16 protein-coding genes, 1 tRNA gene and 1 riboswitch are annotated in these 15,589 nt (G+C 73.0%); of the genes, 11 read left to right on the forward strand and 6 right to left on the reverse strand.

Annotated elements, in window-relative coordinates; all coding sequences use genetic code 11:
- Both VFJ94_RS05525 and thiE read right to left on the reverse strand, forming a co-directional pair.
- Nucleotides 1–261 (reverse strand): FAD-dependent oxidoreductase (locus VFJ94_RS05525; protein WP_325003197.1); only part of this gene is annotated, 261 nt, incomplete at its 3' end.
- Nucleotides 258–926, reverse strand: coding sequence for a thiamine phosphate synthase (gene thiE, locus VFJ94_RS05530; RefSeq protein WP_325003198.1), 669 nt, complete (start codon nucleotides 924–926; stop codon nucleotides 258–260). The genes VFJ94_RS05525 and thiE, both read right to left, overlap by 4 nt.
- A riboswitch (TPP riboswitch) is annotated at nucleotides 922–1,033 on the reverse strand. It overlaps the preceding gene by 5 nt.
- A 120-nt stretch (nucleotides 1,034–1,153) precedes the next feature.
- On the opposite strand from thiE, the gene VFJ94_RS05535 reads away from it, so the two are divergent.
- Together VFJ94_RS05535 and VFJ94_RS05540 are read left to right on the forward strand one after the other, a co-directional pair.
- Nucleotides 1,154–2,437, forward strand: coding sequence for a glutamate-5-semialdehyde dehydrogenase (locus VFJ94_RS05535; protein WP_325003199.1), 1,284 nt, complete (start codon nucleotides 1,154–1,156; stop codon nucleotides 2,435–2,437).
- Between the two features lie 135 nt (nucleotides 2,438–2,572).
- Nucleotides 2,573–3,268 carry a class I SAM-dependent methyltransferase gene (locus VFJ94_RS05540; RefSeq protein WP_325003200.1) on the forward strand — a complete coding sequence of 232 codons (696 nt, stop codon included), beginning with the start codon at nucleotides 2,573–2,575 and terminating at the stop codon, nucleotides 3,266–3,268.
- Here VFJ94_RS05540 and VFJ94_RS05545 read toward each other — a convergent pair.
- Nucleotides 3,192–4,283, reverse strand: coding sequence for a glycosyltransferase family 2 protein (locus VFJ94_RS05545; RefSeq protein ID WP_325003201.1), 1,092 nt, complete (start codon nucleotides 4,281–4,283; stop codon nucleotides 3,192–3,194). The genes VFJ94_RS05540 and VFJ94_RS05545 overlap by 77 nt on opposite strands.
- A gap of 137 nt (nucleotides 4,284–4,420) precedes the next feature.
- Between VFJ94_RS05545 and VFJ94_RS05550 the strand changes: the two genes are divergently transcribed.
- The 6 genes from VFJ94_RS05550 to VFJ94_RS05575 all read left to right on the forward strand — a co-directional run bounded on the left by VFJ94_RS05550 (nucleotide 4,421) and on the right by VFJ94_RS05575 (nucleotide 8,073).
- The gene (locus VFJ94_RS05550; RefSeq protein ID WP_325003202.1) at nucleotides 4,421–4,636 is read left to right on the forward strand and encodes a hypothetical protein; all 216 of its coding nucleotides are present in this window, start codon (nucleotides 4,421–4,423) and stop codon (nucleotides 4,634–4,636) included.
- 17 nt (nucleotides 4,637–4,653) lie between these two features.
- The gene (gene nadD, locus VFJ94_RS05555) at nucleotides 4,654–5,331 is read left to right on the forward strand and encodes a nicotinate-nucleotide adenylyltransferase (RefSeq protein WP_325003227.1); all 678 of its coding nucleotides are present in this window, start codon (nucleotides 4,654–4,656) and stop codon (nucleotides 5,329–5,331) included.
- 7 nt (nucleotides 5,332–5,338) lie between these two features.
- The gene (gene rsfS / locus VFJ94_RS05560; RefSeq protein ID WP_325003203.1) at nucleotides 5,339–5,749 is read left to right on the forward strand and encodes a ribosome silencing factor; all 411 of its coding nucleotides are present in this window, start codon (nucleotides 5,339–5,341) and stop codon (nucleotides 5,747–5,749) included.
- Complete coding sequence (locus VFJ94_RS05565; RefSeq protein WP_325003204.1) at nucleotides 5,746–6,399, forward strand: histidine phosphatase family protein; 654 nt, start codon at nucleotides 5,746–5,748, stop codon at nucleotides 6,397–6,399. Before rsfS ends, VFJ94_RS05565 begins: the two co-directional genes overlap by 4 nt.
- A 95-nt stretch (nucleotides 6,400–6,494) precedes the next feature.
- A tRNA-Ala gene (locus VFJ94_RS05570) sits at nucleotides 6,495–6,567 on the forward strand.
- 51 nt (nucleotides 6,568–6,618) lie between these two features.
- Entirely contained in the window at nucleotides 6,619–8,073 is a 1,455-nt protein-coding gene (locus tag VFJ94_RS05575) for an MDR family MFS transporter (RefSeq protein ID WP_325003205.1), read from the forward strand.
- A 33-nt stretch (nucleotides 8,074–8,106) separates the two neighbouring features.
- On the opposite strand, the gene ilvA is transcribed toward VFJ94_RS05575, so the two are convergent.
- Together ilvA and VFJ94_RS05585 are read right to left on the reverse strand one after the other, a co-directional pair.
- Complete coding sequence (gene ilvA, locus VFJ94_RS05580; protein ID WP_325003206.1) at nucleotides 8,107–9,390, reverse strand: threonine ammonia-lyase IlvA; 1,284 nt, start codon at nucleotides 9,388–9,390, stop codon at nucleotides 8,107–8,109.
- Nucleotides 9,372–9,746 carry a thioesterase family protein gene (locus tag VFJ94_RS05585; protein WP_325003207.1) on the reverse strand — a complete coding sequence of 125 codons (375 nt, stop codon included), beginning with the start codon at nucleotides 9,744–9,746 and terminating at the stop codon, nucleotides 9,372–9,374. Before VFJ94_RS05585 ends, ilvA begins: the two co-directional genes overlap by 19 nt.
- 225 nt (nucleotides 9,747–9,971) lie before the next feature.
- On the opposite strand from VFJ94_RS05585, the gene leuS reads away from it, so the two are divergent.
- The 3 genes from leuS to VFJ94_RS05600 all read left to right on the forward strand — a co-directional run bounded on the left by leuS (nucleotide 9,972) and on the right by VFJ94_RS05600 (nucleotide 14,531).
- On the forward strand, nucleotides 9,972–12,956 hold the full coding sequence (gene leuS / locus VFJ94_RS05590) for a leucine--tRNA ligase (protein WP_325003208.1): 2,985 nt from the start codon (nucleotides 9,972–9,974) through the stop codon (nucleotides 12,954–12,956).
- 94 nt (nucleotides 12,957–13,050) lie between these two features.
- Entirely contained in the window at nucleotides 13,051–13,926 is an 876-nt protein-coding gene (locus VFJ94_RS05595) for a DegV family protein (RefSeq protein WP_325003209.1), read from the forward strand.
- The gene (locus tag VFJ94_RS05600) at nucleotides 13,923–14,531 is read left to right on the forward strand and encodes a glycerol-3-phosphate acyltransferase (RefSeq protein ID WP_325003210.1); all 609 of its coding nucleotides are present in this window, start codon (nucleotides 13,923–13,925) and stop codon (nucleotides 14,529–14,531) included. The genes VFJ94_RS05595 and VFJ94_RS05600 overlap by 4 nt, the downstream gene beginning before the upstream one ends.
- An 86-nt stretch (nucleotides 14,532–14,617) precedes the next feature.
- Here VFJ94_RS05600 and purU read toward each other — a convergent pair whose 3' ends face one another.
- The gene (purU, locus tag VFJ94_RS05605) at nucleotides 14,618–15,460 is read right to left on the reverse strand and encodes a formyltetrahydrofolate deformylase (RefSeq protein WP_325003211.1); all 843 of its coding nucleotides are present in this window, start codon (nucleotides 15,458–15,460) and stop codon (nucleotides 14,618–14,620) included.
- Nucleotides 15,461–15,589 lie beyond the last annotated feature (129 nt).

Consider the following 15,589-nt stretch of genomic DNA (forward strand, 5'->3'; position numbering starts at 1 on the left):
GAAGCCCGGCCAGAGGCGCGCGGAGGCGAGGGTCGCGGCGAGGAGGCTCTCCTGGCCGAAGGCGGCCTCGCTCGTGGGCGCGATCATGCCGGCGGCCGCGAAGGACGCCCCGCCACCCGGGTCGTCGTCGAAGACCTCGACTCGGCAGCCTCGGCGGGCCAGCGCCCACGCGCTGGCGAGGCCGATGATGCCGGCTCCGACGACCGCGACCCTCGGACCCGTGGGGGGACTGGCCGGGCTGCCCACCTCCACCGTGCTCACGGCTCCCCCGGCAGGGCCGCGGCGAAGGCAGCGGTCGCCGCTGCCGGGTCCGGGGCCTGCGAGACGGCCGAGACCACCGCGACGCCGTGGGCGCCGGCGAGCACCAGGCGCGGCACGAGGTCGGCGGTGACCCCGCCGATCGCGATGACGGGCAGCGACGTCGCGGCCGCGACCGCGCCGATCCCCTCCGGGCCCAGGGCGGCGGGCAGGCCGGCCTTCGTCGACGTGGGCGCCGCCGGGCCGACGCCGAGGTAGGTGGCCCCCGCCTCTTGCGCGGCGCGGGCGGCGGACGGCGTCCGCGCGGTCGCCCCCACGACGAAGCGTCGTCCGGCGAGGGCCCGCACGTCCGCGACCTCGAGGTCGTGCTCGCCCACGTGCACGCCGTGGGCGCCCGCGACGAGCGCGACGTCGACGCGGTCGTCGACGAGGACCAGCGCGGCATACGGCGCGGCGGCCTCGAGCACCGCGCGGGTCAGCGCCACGGCCGCACGGTCGGTGCACTCCTTGGCCCGGACCTGGATGACGCCGGCGCCTCCCCGCAGGGCGGCGTGGACGTCGGGGAGCGGGTCCCGGCCGCCGCGCGTGTCGGTGAGGACGTGGAGGCGCGGGACGCGACCGCCCGCGAGCCGGTGGTCTGATGGGCCGGCGGTCGTGTGCTGCAGCATCGGTGCTCCTCGGTCCCTGCGCCGGCATGATCCGGATCAGGTGTGGACGGTCGGGGCCGCGTCAGCCCCCTCTCAGCCCGGTGCGCCGGACTCCCGTGAAGGACGGCGCCACCTTATGCCGTGTCGTGCCTCGGGCGCGAGAGGGGCGCCACACTGCGAGACCGCGGGGGCGCGGGCGACCCCGGGCGACCGCGGGAGGCGCCGCACCTGCGGGATAGCCTTGGAGGATGAGCGCAGCAGTGGACCCCCGCGTCGTCGCCGCCGTCACCGAGCTCGCGGAGCGGGCCCGCGTCGCCTCCCGGCGGCTCGCCCTGCTCACCCGCGCCGAGAAGGACGGGGCCCTCGCCGGCATGGCCGACGCGGTCGAGGCCGCGACGCCGCAGGTCCTCGCCGGCAACGCCGACGACCTCGAGCGCGGCCGGGCGGCGGGTATGCCGGAGGGGCTGCAGGACCGCCTTCGCCTCGACGAGGCCCGGGTGGCCGCCGTGGCACAGGCGCTGCGTGACGTGGCGGCGCTGCCCGACCCCGTGGGCGAGGTGGTGCGCGGCGGGACCCTCGCCAACGGCCTGCAGATCCGTCAGGTGCGGGTGCCGATGGGCGTCATCGGGATGATCTACGAGGCCCGACCCAACGTCACCGTCGACGCGGCCGGCCTGTGCCTCAAGTCGGGCAACGCCGTCCTGCTGCGCGGTGGCTCCGCCGCGGCCTCGAGCAACCGGGCCCTCGTGACCGCCATGCGCGACTCCCTGGCGGGCCAAGGGCTCCCCGAGGACGCCATCACCCTCGTCGACGAGGGTGGCCGAGACGCTGCGCGGGCCCTCATGACGGCGCGCGGCCACGTGGACCTCGTCATCCCGCGCGGGGGCGCCGACCTCATCTCCACCGTCGTGCGCGAGTCGACGGTGCCGGTCATCGAGACCGGCGTCGGCGTCTGCCACGTCTACGTCGACCGAGCGGCCGACCTCGACAAGGCGGCGAGGATCGCGCTCAACTCCAAGACCCACCGGCCGAGCGTCTGCAACGCGGCAGAGTCCCTGCTCGTCCACCGCGACGTGGCCGCCGACTTCCTGCCCAAGATGCTGACGGACCTGGCGGCCGCGGGCGTGCGCCTGCACGTCGCGCCCGAGGTCGCCGGCTACGCCGAGGCGGCGGGCGCGGCATACGACCTCGCCCAGGACGCCGACTTCGGCACCGAGTGGCTGGCTCTCGAGCTGAGCGTGGCGGTCGTCGACTCCATCGACGCCGCCATGGACCGGATCCGGCGCTACGGCTCAGGGCACACCGAGGCGATCGTCACCGAGGACCGCGGCGCGGCCCGCCGCTTCACGGCCGAGGTGGACGCGGCGGCGGTCATGGTCAACGCGAGCACGCGATTCACCGACGGGGGCGAGTTCGGCTTCGGCGCCGAGATCGGCATCTCGACCCAGAAGCTGCACGCGCGCGGCCCGATGGCCCTGCCCGAACTCACGACGACGAAGTGGATCGTCGAGGGCGACGGTCACGTCCGCTAACGGCCCAGGGCAGGCCCACCGCGTTCGAGGTATTCGGCGACCGCAGGCGGTCGCCGACTACCTCCACCCAACCGCAGGGGCTCGGATGTCCGTCGATGCGGGCGCGCCGCGCGAGGGCTGGCACAATGGCCAGCCATGGAAGGCACCGAGGTCCGCAAGCTCGCCGCGCTCGAGGACGCGCACTGGTGGTATCGCGAGCGTCGCCACCTCCTCGCCAAGGCCATCTCCGGTATGCCGCCGGGCCGGGCGCTCGACGTCGGCGCTGCGGGGGGCGGCAACACCCGGGTGCTGCGCCGGGCCGGCTGGCAGGCGGCGGCCCTGGAGTACGGCGCCGAGGGTGCCGAGGTGGCGCACGACCGGGGCCTGCCCACCCTGCGGGCCGACGCGACGTCGCTACCGCTCGCCGACGACAGCCTCGACCTCGTCGTGGCCTTCGACATCCTCGAGCACCTCGTGGACGACGACGCCGCGGTGCGCGAGGTGCACCGGGTGCTGCGGCCGGACGGGACCTACCTCGTGGCCGTCCCGGCCGACCCGCGGCTCTGGTCCTCCCACGACGAGGCGGTGGACCACGTGCGGCGCTACACCCGCACGACGCTGCTCGCGCTGCTCGAGCGGGGAGGCTTCGAGGTCGCGGAGGTCATGTCGTGGAACGTCCTGCTGCGTCCCGTGGTGGCGATGCGCCGCCGGATGCGCAGCGGGTCGGACCTCGAGGACCTGCACCCGGTCGTCAACCTCGGGCTGCGCACCATCATCACGGCGGAGCGCTACCTGCCGGTGAAGCAGCTGCCGGGCGTGAGCCTCGTCGTGCGGGCTCACCCGCGCCGCTGACCTCCGGTCCCGGCGACCGGAGGATCGGGCGGTCGTGGGACAGGCCAGGCAGCGGCGTGTCGGTCGGCCCGTGGTCGTGCAGCGACGTCGTGAGCGAGTCGTAGGCGATGAAGTACGTGGGGCGCCCCTGCAGGTGGGCGTACATCCGCCCGATGTACTCGCCGAGGATGCCGACGCACACGAGCTGCACAGCGCCGAAGCCGGAGACGATGGCCACGGTCGAGGTCCAGCCGGCCACCGTGTGGCCCTGCGCCGCGGAGAGGAAGATGTAGGCGAGGAGCAAGACGGCGACCGCGCCGCCGCCGAGGCCGGCGATGGTGGCCATGCGCAGCGGGGCGGTCGAGAACCCCGTCAGCGAGTCGAACGAGAGCTTGACCATCTTCAGCAGGGGGTACTTCGAGCGGCCGGCGGCCCGCTCCTCCCGGCGGTACTCCACGGTGTCGGACGGGAAGTTCAGGGCCGGCACGATGAACCGCAGCACCCGGTTGTGCTCGGGGAGGCTGTTGACGGCGTCGACGGTCGCCCGCGACATCAGGCGGAAGTCGCCCGCGTCGCTGTGCGCGGAGGTCTGCGAGACGAGGCGGATGAGCGTGTAGAACGCGCGGGCGGAGAACCGCTTGAACCACGTGTCGCTCGAGCGGTCGGCGCGCACGCCGTAGACGACGTCGACGCGGTCGCGGCGGGCGGCCGCGAGCATGTCCCGGATCACCTCCGGCGGGTCCTGCAGGTCGGCGTCGAGGGTCACGACGTAGTCGCCCCGGGCCGAGGCGAGCCCGGCGGAGATGGCGGCCTGGTGCCCCGCGTTGGCCCGTAGCCGGATGACCCGCAGCGCCGGCCACTCGCGGTGGTAGCGCTGCAGCAGGGCCGGGGTCAGGTCGGTGCTGCCGTCGTCGACGGCGACGACCTCGTAGCTGGCGTCGACGTCGTCGAGCACGCGCCGAAGGCGCTGGACGAGCAGGGGCAGCACCTCCTGCTCGTTGTACATCGGCACGACGACGGACAGCTCGGGGACCATGGACCCAAGCCTACGGCTCGACCTCGCGGCGACCTGTCAGCTCGATCTCGGCGCGCTGTGGGTCCCGTCCCCGGACGGCAGGCCGCGAAGCGGGCGCCGCACGGGGATGCCACCGGCCGGGGCGCTAGGCTGACGGCATGTCTGATCGTGTCCTGAGCGCCGTGCCCGCTGCAGAGGAAGCCGTGCGGGAGCTGCCGATGCCGCCGATCGCGTTCTTCCTCATCGCGTTCGGCCTGTTCACCGCGCTCCTGCTCGTGACGTGGAGCTTCCGCAACACGGCATACAAGGTGCGGCCGCGCGGGCAGGGCCAGGCCGGACACCACGTGACCCCGCACGAGGGGGCCTCGCACTGAGCATGCGCCTCGGCGTCATGGGCGGGACCTTCGACCCGATCCACCACGGCCACCTCGTGGCCGCGAGCGAGGTCCAGTCGCGGTTCGCCCTCGACGAGGTCGTCTTCGTGCCCACCGGCCAGCCGTGGCAGAAGCACCACCGCAAGGTCGCGCCGGCCGAGCACCGCTACCTCATGACCGTCGTCGCGACGGCCTCCAACCCCCGCTTCACCGTCAGCCGGGTCGACATCGACCGGGCCGGCCCGACGTACACCGTCGACACCCTGCGGGACCTGCACGCCGAGCGCCCGGACGACGAGCTGTTCTTCATCACGGGCGCCGACGCGCTGGCCGAGATCCTGTCCTGGAAGGACGCCGACCTCATGTGGGACCTCGCCCACTTCATCGGCGTCACCCGGCCGGGTCACGTGCTGTCCAACTCCGGGCTGCCCGAGGAGGGCGTGACGCTGCAGGAGGTGCCCGCCATGGCGATCAGCTCGACCGACTGCCGCCGCCGGGTCGCCGAGGGCAACCCCGTGTGGTACCTCGTGCCCGACGGCGTCGTGCAGTACATCAACAAGTACTCCCTGTATGCCGGTCCGCCGCGGCTCGTGCCTCCCGTGGGTCCCCCGCACCCTCACGACGAGGGCGCCGGGGACGGCCGGTCGGCGCCCCGCTCGGGCCCCCACCACGGGCCGCTGGCCCCATCCGTCTAGGAGATCCGTGACCGCCCCCCAACACGCCCTGCGCCTCGCGAAGGCCGCCGCCGTCGCCGCGGAGGACAAGATCGCCGAGAAGGTCATGGCGATCGACGTCAGCGACCAGCTGCCGCTCACCGACGTCTTCGTCCTCGCCTCGGCCACCAACGAGCGCCAGGTCGGCGCCATCGTCGACGAGGTCGAGGACCGGCTGCGCGAGCTCGGCAGGAAGCCGATCCGGCGGGAGGGGGAGCGGGAGGGCCGCTGGGTGCTCATCGACTTCGGCGACATCATCGTGCACGTCCAGCACGAGGAGGAGCGGGAGTACTACGCGCTCGAGCGGCTGTGGAAGGACTGCCCCGAGATCGACCTCGACGCCGTCGAGGCGCCCGAGCGGCTCCACCGGCCCGGCGACCACGACGGCGCGGAGGCGTGAGCGAGGTCGTGGCGAAGCCACGGCGGGTCGTCATCCTCCGGCATGCGGAGACCGTCGACAACGCCGCGCGGATCTGGCAGGGGCACAAGGACTCCGAACTGTCGGAGCGCGGCCGCGAGCAGGTGGCCGCCGCCGCACCTGACCTCGCGGCCTACGAGCCGGCCCTGCTCGTCTCGAGCGACCTCCAGCGCGCCGCCGCCACTGCCGACGCCATCGCCTCGCTCACGGGCCTGGAGGTGCGTCTCGACGCGCGGCTGCGGGAGGTGGACGTCGGGCAGTGGCAGGGCATGCACCACGACGAGGTCCGGGAGGGCTATCCCGAGCTGGTGGCGGCGCTCGCCCGCGGCGAGGACGTGCCCAAGGGGGTCACGGGGGAGACGCGGGCCGACGTCGCGGTCCGCACGGGGGCGGCGCTCGCCGACATCCTGCGGGAGCTGCTCCCGGGAGAGACGGCCGTGGTCGTGGCGCACGGGGCGAGCGGGCGAGTCGCGGCCACCGGCCTGCTCGCGCTCGACCAGGACCTGTCCGAGGCCCTCTTCCGCGGGCTGGACAACTGTCACTGGATCGAGCTCGTCGAGGCCCGCGACACCGTGCCGGGCCGACCGCCATGGCGCATCGCCGGATGGAACGTCGGGCCGCGCGCGCGCTGAAACGCTTGTGCGGAGCCCGATTTGGGACCGGCACGGTTTGTTGGCTAGACTCGCGCAGTCGCCTCGACGAGGGGGACGCCGGCGGGAGACCGCTCGGGGCTGTGGCGCAGCTGGTAGCGCACCTCCATGGCATGGAGGGGGTCAGGGGTTCGAGTCCCCTCAGCTCCACCGAACACAGCAGCACGCCGCACCGGGCTACCGGCATACGGACGACCGGGAATGCCGCGGGACGTCCCGCTGCTGCACCCGACTGTGAGCGAGACCGAGGTTGCACCTGTCCGGCGCCGCGACGTCGGGCTGAGGTCCGAGCGGGGCCCGGTGCTGCTCGCGGTGATGCTCTCCACCGCGCTCGTCGCGCTCGACCAGACCATCGTGGCCACCGCGGTCCCGTCCATCGTGCGTGACCTCGGCGGTTTCAGCGAGTTCCCCTGGCTCTTCTCGCTCTACCTGCTGGCCCAGGCGGCGACGGTGCCGGTTTACGGCAAGCTCGCCGACCTCTTCGGCCGCCGGCCCCTCATGTACTTCGGCATCGCGGCCTTCCTCGTCGGGTCGGTCCTCTGCGGGGCCGCGTGGAGCATGCCCGTGCTCATCGCCGCCCGCGCGCTGCAAGGACTCGGCGCCGGGGCCGTGCAGCCCATCGGGATGACGATCATCGGCGACATCTACTCCCTGCGGGAGCGCGCCAAGGTCCAGGGATACGTCGCGAGCGTCTGGGGGATCTCCTCCGTCATCGGACCGACCGTCGGCGGCCTCTTCAGCCAGCTGCTGAGCTGGCGCTTCATCTTCTGGGTCAACATTCCCCTGTGCGTGCTCGCCGCGTGGATGCTGCGCCGCTTCCAGGAGCGGCTCGCGCGGACCGCGGAGGGACGACCGAGGGTCGACTACCTGGGCGCCGCGCTGCTCACCGCGGCCACCACCCTGCTCGTGCTCGGCCTCCTCGAGGGCGGCCAGCGGTGGCCCTGGGCCGGCTGGCAGACCGCCGCCATCTTCGGCTCCGCGGCGGCGCTCTTCGGTGTCTTCGCGCTCGTCGAGCGGCGGGTCGCCGACCCGATCCTGCCCGTGTGGGTCTTCCGCAGCCGCACGCTGCAGGTCACCAGCGCCCTGTCCCTTCTCGTCGGCGGCCTCATCCTCGGCCTGTCGTCCTACGTGCCGACCCTCGGCCAGGAGGTCGCCGGAGCCACGGCCATCGTGAGCGGCTTCACCCTCGCCGCCCTCACGCTCGGCTGGCCGGTCGCGGCTGCCATCTCCGGACGGCTCTACCTCAGCATCGGCTTCCGGACGACCGGGCTGCTCGGCGTCGCACTCGCGGTCGCGGGCTCCATCGTCCTCGTCGTCGGCCCGGTCGGCTCGCTCGGCTACGTGGCGCTCGCCTGCACGCTCATCGGCTTCGGCATGGGCTGGGTCGCCGCGCCCGCGCTCGTCGTGGCGCAGGCGAGCGTCGCCTGGGGCGACCGCGGCGTCGCCACGGCGACGAACATGTTCGCCCGGTCGTTCGGCTCCGCCATCGGAGTCGCGGTCTTCGGCGCGGTCGTCAACGCGGTGGTGGGGGCGCACCCGAGCGCTCCGCTGCTCGCCACGGGCATCCACCGCGTCTTCGTCGGGATCCTCGTCCTGGCGATCGGCATGGGGCTGCTCGAGCTGCTCATGCCGGTGCACCTGGAGAAGACGGAGTGAGCGACGGCGCCCCTCAGACGATGAAGGCGCCCCTCAGACGATGAAGCGGAAGAGCGGGCTGTCCGGGGGGACCCGCTCGATCTGCGGCGGAGCGAGGGCCATCCGCTCGAGCAGGGCCGGCAGGTCGTCGGGAGAGCCCAGCTCGATGCCGACCAGCGCCGGGCCGGTCTCCCGGTTGTTGTGCTTGACGTACTCGAAGAGCGTGATGTCGTCGTCAGGGCCGAGCACCTCGTCGAGGAACCGGCGCAGCGCCCCCGGCTCCTGCGGGAACTCGACGAGGAAGTAGTGCTTGCGCCCTTGGTGCACGAGCGCGCGCTCGACGACCTCGGCATACCGGGTGACGTCGTTGTTGCCGCCCGAGAGCACCGCGACGACCGTCTGGCCGGGTCCCACACCGAGGGCGGGCAGCGCCGCCGACGCGAGCGCGCCCGCCGGCTCGGCGATGATCCCGTCGGACTGGTAGAGCTCGAGCATCTCGATGCAGACCGCGCCCTCGGGCACCGAGACGACCTCGCAGCCACTGTCCCGGACGATGGGGAACGGCACCGCCCCCACCCGGGAGACGGCGGCACCGTCGACGAAGGGGTCGACGGTGGGCAGGTCGACGGGTGCCCCTGCGGCCAGGGCCGCCCGCATCGAGGCCGCCCCGGCCGGCTCGACGCCGACGACGCGGCATTCGGGATGCTCCTCCCGCAGCCACGCGAGGGTGCCGGCGAGCAGGCCCCCGCCCCCCACGGGGACGACGACGACGTCGGGAGCCCGGCCGACCTGGTCCACGAGCTGTCCCACCGCCTCCCGGACGACGGTGCCCTGGCCGGCCACGGTGCCGACGGAGTCGAAGGCGTGCACGAGGGTGGCGCCGGTGCGTGCCGACTCCTCGAGGGCGGCCGACGCGGCGTCGTCGTAGAGGTCTCCCTCGACCACGATCTCGACCCACCGCCCTCCGATCGCCGCCACCCGCTCCCGCTTCTGGCGGGGGGTGGTGCGGGGCAGGTAGATGCGGGCGTGGACGCCGAGGGCTGCGCAGGCCCGGGCGACGCCCTGCGCGTGGTTGCCGGCGCTGGCGCAGACGACGCCCGCGGCGCGGGCCGTCGCGTCGAGCCCGGCGATGAAGTTAGTCGCGCCCCGGGCCTTGTAGGAGCGCACGTCCTGCAGGTCCTCGCGCTTGAGGAAAACCTGCGCGGCCAGGCGGTCGGAGAGCCGCTGGTTGGGGGTGAGCGGGGTGACCGGCACGACGTCGACGAGCCGTCGGGCCGCGGCCTCGACGTCTGCAGCCGTGACGCCGGGGGCGGCTGTGCTCAGGCGATCCGCTGGCACTTGCTCATGAACCGCTCGGCGTCGACGACGGCCCGGTGCAGCTCACCGTGCCCGAGGTCCTCTCCCTGGGCGTCGGTGACCGAGACGAAGCAGACGAGGCGGCGCCCGTCACTGATCGGCTCGGCGCACTGCACCAGGACCTCGGCGCCCACCGGGCTGCCCTTGACGTGCTCGAACTTGACGTAGGTGCCCACCGTGGTCCGGTCGCCCTCGACCGAAGCGCGGCAGACGTCGAAGGCCGCGCGCTCGCACCAGGCGATGAGCCGTGGCGTGGCGAGGACCTCGAGGTCGCCGGTGCCGACGCGGGCGGCGGTGTCGTCGACGGTGACGGTGTGCGAGAACTGGCGCATCGGCATACGAACGAGTCTGACAGACGCCAGGCGCCCCCGGCGCCCACATCTGCAGGCCGGGCGCTGCGCTAACCTTTGGGAGCATGGCCGGACTGCTGCTCCTTCCGCGGCCGCGCTGACCAGGGTCGGAAGCACCCACGTCGACGCGGCCCCTCCTGCGCGAGGGGCTTTCTCTTGCCCCGGGCGTGAAGGCGCGGCGGCCGGCCGGCCGCTCCACACGAAAGAGGCGACATGAGCCAGGCGACGAGCCAGCCGAGCAGCACGGAGACGCCGTTCCGCTACACCGCGCGGATGGCGCAGGACATCGAGGTGGCGTGGCAGGACCGCTGGGAGGAGGAGGGCACCTTCGCCGCGCCGAACCCCGCCGGCCCGTGGGCCGAGCCGGCCAAGGTGTCGGCCCTCGGCCAGAAGCTCGTCGTCCTCGACATGTTCCCCTACCCCTCCGGCGTGGGCCTGCACGTCGGCCACCCGCTGGGCTACATCGCGACCGACGTCTACAGCCGCTTCCACCGGATGCTCGGCAAGAACGTGCTGCACGCCCTCGGCTACGACGCCTTCGGGCTGCCGGCGGAGCAGTATGCCGTGCAGACCGGGCAGCACCCTCGGAAGACGACCGAGGAGAACATGGCGAACATGCGGCGGCAGCTGCGCAGGCTCGGGCTCGGCTTCGACAACCGGCGCACCTTCGCGACGATCGACGAGGACTACTACCGCTGGACCCAGTGGATCTTCCTGCAGATCTGGGACGCGTGGTACGACCGCGACGCCAAGCGGCCCGACGGCGGCCGCGGCCGCGCGCGCCCCATCGCCGAGCTCGTCGAGCAGCTGGAGTCGGGGGAGCGCGAGGTCCCCGGCGCGAGCGGCCGACGGTGGAACGAGCTGTCCGGTGTCGAGCAGGCGGCCGTGCTCGACGGCTTCCGGCTGGCGTACACGGACGAGGCGCCGGTCAACTGGTGCCCCGGCCTCGGCACCGTCCTGTCCAACGAGGAGGTCACCAACGAGGGGCGCTCGGAGCGCGGCAACTACCCCGTCTTCCGGCGGAACCTGCGCCAGTGGAAGATGCGGATCACTGCGTATGCCGACCGGCTGGCGGACGACCTCGACCGGGTGGACTGGCCCGAGAAGGTCAAGCTCATGCAGCGCAACTGGATCGGCCGCTCGCACGGCGCCCGGGTCGCCTTCCCGGTGACGCTTGCCGCTGGCGAGGGCGCGGCCGCGGCCGCGGGCGAACAGCGCTCCATCGAGGTGTTCACAACCCGGCCCGACACGCTCTTCGGCGCGACGTTCATGGTGCTGGCGCCGGAGCATCCGCTCGTGGATCTCCTTGTGCCGGAAGGTGACTGGCCGGCCGCAACACACGACGACTGGAAGGGTGCCGACGCGGCGGCCAGCGTCACCCCGAAGGCGGCGGTGGCGGCATACCGGCTCGCGGCCTCCCGCAAGTCGGATGTCGAGCGGCAGACCGAGGGCAAGGACAAGACGGGTGTCTTCACGGGCACCTTCGCCACGAACCCCATGACGGGACAGGCGATCCCGGTCTTCGTGGCCGACTACGTGCTCATGGGCTACGGCACCGGGGCCATCATGGCCGTGCCCGGCCACGACGAGCGCGACTTCGAGTACGCGACCAAGTTCTCCATCCCGATCGCCCGCGTCGTCGCGCCCTCGCTCGACGCAGCCGACGCGCCCCTGGACGACGCCTACGTCGGCCCGGGAGTGGTGGTGAACTCCGCCAACGACCGCGTGTCCCTCGACGGGCTGACGGTCGAGGAGGCCAAGACCCGCATCATCGCCGAGCTGGAGGAGCAGGGCATCGGCCACGGCACGGTCAACTACCGGATCCGCGACTGGCTGTTCAGCCGGCAGCGCTACTGGGGCGAGCCCTTCCCGATCGTCTACGACGAGGACGGCCTCGCGTACGCCGTGCCGGACGACCAGCTGCCGCTGACGCTGCCGGACGTGCCGGACTACTCGCCGAAGACCTTCGACCCCGACGACGCCGGCTCCTCGCCCGAGCCGCCGCTGTCCCGCCTGCCGGACTGGGTCAACGTCGAGCTCGACCTCGGGGACGGCCGCGGCACAAGGATGTTCAGGCGGGAGACGAACACGATGCCCAACTGGGCGGGTTCCTGCTGGTACTACCTGCGCTACCTCGACCCGGCCAACGACGAGGCGCTCGTCGACCCCGACAACGAGCGGTACTGGATGGCACGCCACGCCACGCCGGTGGCCGGGGCGCCCGCCAGCACGGTCGACCCGGGTGGGGTGGACCTCTATGTCGGCGGTGTCGAGCATGCGGTGCTGCACCTGCTCTACGCCCGCTTCTGGCACAAGGCCCTCTACGACCTCGGGCACGTCTCGAGCGAGGAGCCGTTCCGGAAGTACTTCTCGCAGGGCTACATCCAGGCCTGGGCGTTCACCGACTCGCGCGGCCAGTACGTCCCGGCCGCGGAGGTCGTCGAGTCCCCGGGCCCGGACGGCGAGCCGGTGTTCACGTGGCAGGGCCAGACGGTGAGGAGGGAGTACGGCAAGATCGGCAAGTCGCTGAAGAACTCGGTGAGCCCGGATGAGCTGTACGACGCCTACGGCGCCGACACCTTCCGCGTCTACGAGATGTCGATGGGACCGCTGGAGCTGTCCAAGCCGTGGGAGCTGCGGGCCGTCGTCGGCTCACAGCGCTTCCTGCAGCGCCTGTGGCGCAACGTCGTCGACGAGGAGACCGGCGCGGTCCTCGTCGCCGACGTCGAGCCGGACCAGGCGCTCACGACCCAGCTCCACCAGACCATCCAGGGCGTCCGGGAGGACTACGAGGACCTGCGCTTCAACACCGCCATCGCCAAGCTCATCGAGCTCAACAACGCGGTGACCAAGCTCGACGTGCCCCCGCGTGAGGTGGTCGAGGCGCTCGTGCTCATGGTGTCACCGGTCGCGCCGCACGTCGCGGAGGAGCTGTGGGCACGGCTCGGCCACGAGGGCGGGCTCTCGCGCGTCCCCTTCCCCGTGTCAGAGCCGGCGAAGATCGTCCTCGAGCAGGTCACCTGTGTCGTCCAGATCAGGGGCAAGGTCCGCGACCGCGTGGAGGTGCCGCCGGACATCTCCGAGGACGACCTGCGCGACCTTGTGCTGGCGCGCGAGAAGGTTCGGGCGGCCACCGGGGGCGGCATACGGACGGTCGTCGTCCGGGCCCCGAAGCTCGTCAACGTCGTCCCCGCCTGACCCACCCCCAGACAACTGGGAGGCTGGGTATCGCTATGACGACACCTGGCCCCGCAGACATCTGGGGGGCTGGGGGTGGTGAGGAGGAGCGGGAGTGAGCGTTCGGATCGTCACGGACTCGACGGCGTACCTGCCCGAGGCGCTCGTGCGCGAGCACGGGATCGAGGTCGTCCCGCTCCACGTCGTCGTCGGCGGCAAGGAGCGCGTCGAGAGCGACATCACGCCCGACGAGGTCGCGGAGGCGCTGCGCGCCCACACCGTGGTCACGACGTCGAGGCCGACGCCGGAGGCGTTCGTGGAGTGCTACGGTCGGCTCGCTCACGACGGGGCCACGGCCATCGTGTCCGTGCACCTGTCCGGCGCGATGTCCGGCACCGTCGAGGCGGCGCGGCTCGCCGCCGCCGAGGCGCCCGTCCCGGTCGAGGTCATCGACTCCGAGACCCTCGGCATGGCCATGGGCTTCGCGGTCGTGTCCGGCGCGGAGCTGGCCGCGCGGGGCGCCGTCACCGAGGACGTCAGCCGGGCGATCACCGGGCGGCTGAGCCGGACGAGCGTCCTCTTCTACGTCCACACCCTCGAGCACCTGCGCCGGGGCGGGCGGATCGGCGCGGCCTCCGCCCTGCTCGGCTCGGCGCTCGCCATCAAGCCGATCCTCGCCGTCCGCGGCGGGCGGATCGTGCCCGTCGAGAAGGTCCGCACGTCGGCCCGCGCCATCGCCCGCATCGAAGCCATGGTGCACGAGCACGTGGCCGCGACCGGGATGGCCGTCGACCTCGCGGTCCACCACCTCGACGCCGCGGACCGCGCGGACACCATCGCCGAGCACCTGCGCGCCGCCCTTCCGCAGGCCGGCCGCGTCCTCGTCGTCGAGCTGGGGGCGGTCGTCGGCGCGCACGTCGGGCCCGGCACGGTCGCCATCGCCGCCTCCCCCCGGCCCGAGGAGCCGTGGCCGCCGGGGCAGGTCCCATGAGCGGAGCCCCCCTCCTGAGCGCGTGGGCCGGTGTCGTCGTCGCGTCGTTCCTGCTCGGCTCGGTGAACCCCGCCACGCACATCGCGCGGCTGCTCGGCCACGACCTCGCGGCGTCCGGCTCGGGCAACCCGGGCGCCACCAACGCGGGCCGGGTGCTCGGCCGCAGGTGGGGCGTCGTCGTCGGCGTCCTCGACGTGCTCAAGGGCCTCGTGCCCGTCTTCGTCACCGGCCACTGGCTCGGTGCCCATGCGGGGTATGCCGCCGGCCTGGCGGCGGTGCTCGGCCACGTGTGGTCGCCCTTCCTCCGCGGCCGGGGCGGCAAGGGCGTCGCGACGACCCTCGGCGCCATGCTGGGGGTCCACCCCTGGGTGGCCCTCGTCGTCGTCCTCCTCTTCGGCGTCGCGGTCCTCGTCACGCGATGGGTGGCCGCCGGGTCGGTCGTCGGCGCCTTGGGACTCGTGGGCACGGCCGTCCTCGTGCTGCTCGGTCGTGCTCCCGGCGACCGGTGGACCGCGGCATGGCTCGTCGCGCTCGCCGTCATCGTGCTGTGGCGGCACCGCAGCAACGCCGTGGCGTGGTGGCGCCGGCGTCGCATGACGTCCTAGTCGTCGACGCCTCCGCCGGTGCCGGCCGCGACGTCACTGCTCCCGGAGCGGCAGCCATGCAGTCGGCGGCATACGGGGGCATGGCCTCAGAAGACGATCGTGCGCAGCCCGGACAGGAAGACCCGGCTCTCCGCGTGGTCCCGCACGGCCCGGGAGAGGACCCGGCGCTCGACGTCACGGCCGATGGCGACCAGGCGGGCGGGGGTCTCCGCGTGCGTGACCCGCACCACGTCCTGCTCGATGATCGGGCCCTCGTCGAGGTCCGCGGTGACGTAGTGGGCGGAGGCGCCGATGAGCTTGACGCCGCGGTCATGCGCCTGGTGGTAGGGGCGGGCGCCCTTGAAGCCGGGCAGGAACGAGTGGTGGATGTTGATCGCGCGGCCGGCGAGCTGGTCGCAGAGCCAGTCCGAGAGGATCTGCATGTAGCGGGCCAGCACGACAAGCTCGGTGCCCGTCTCCTCGACGATCGACATGAGCGCGCGCTCGGCCTGGGGCTTGGTCTCCCTCGACACCGGGATGACGGTGAACGGCAGCCCGTAGAACTCGACGAGCGCCCTGCAGTCCTCGTGGTTGGAGACGACGCCGACGAGGTCGATGGGCAGGTCGCCGCTCTGCCACCGGTGCAGCAGGTCGAGGAGGCAGTGGTCGAACTTGGACACGAGGATGAGCGTCCGGCACCGCTGCTCGAACGGTCGGATCGCGAGGCGGGCGTTCGTGATCGCCTCGCTCTGCTCGATGGTGCGGCGCACGGTCGCCACGTCGGGGCCCTCGGAGTCAAAGACCGTGCGCATGAAGAACAGGGCCGTGTCCTCGTCGGAGAACTGTTGGTTCTCGACGATGTTGGCCGAGACCTGCAGGAGGGCGGAGGAGACGGCGGCGACGATGCCGGGTCGGTCGTCGCAGGTGAGGGTGAGGATGTGCCGGGCCATTGGAGGAGTCTGGCTGACGGGCCCACCCCGGACCCAGCCGACACGCGCGCAGCGGTGAGGTGGGTGGCGCCCCCGTCCACATGAGGGGCGCCTGGCCGTGCGTCGTCCACAGGCCGTCACGGGCATCGG

Source organism: Intrasporangium sp. (assembly GCF_035688975.1).
Lineage (GTDB): Bacteria > Actinomycetota > Actinomycetes > Actinomycetales > Dermatophilaceae > CALMNV01.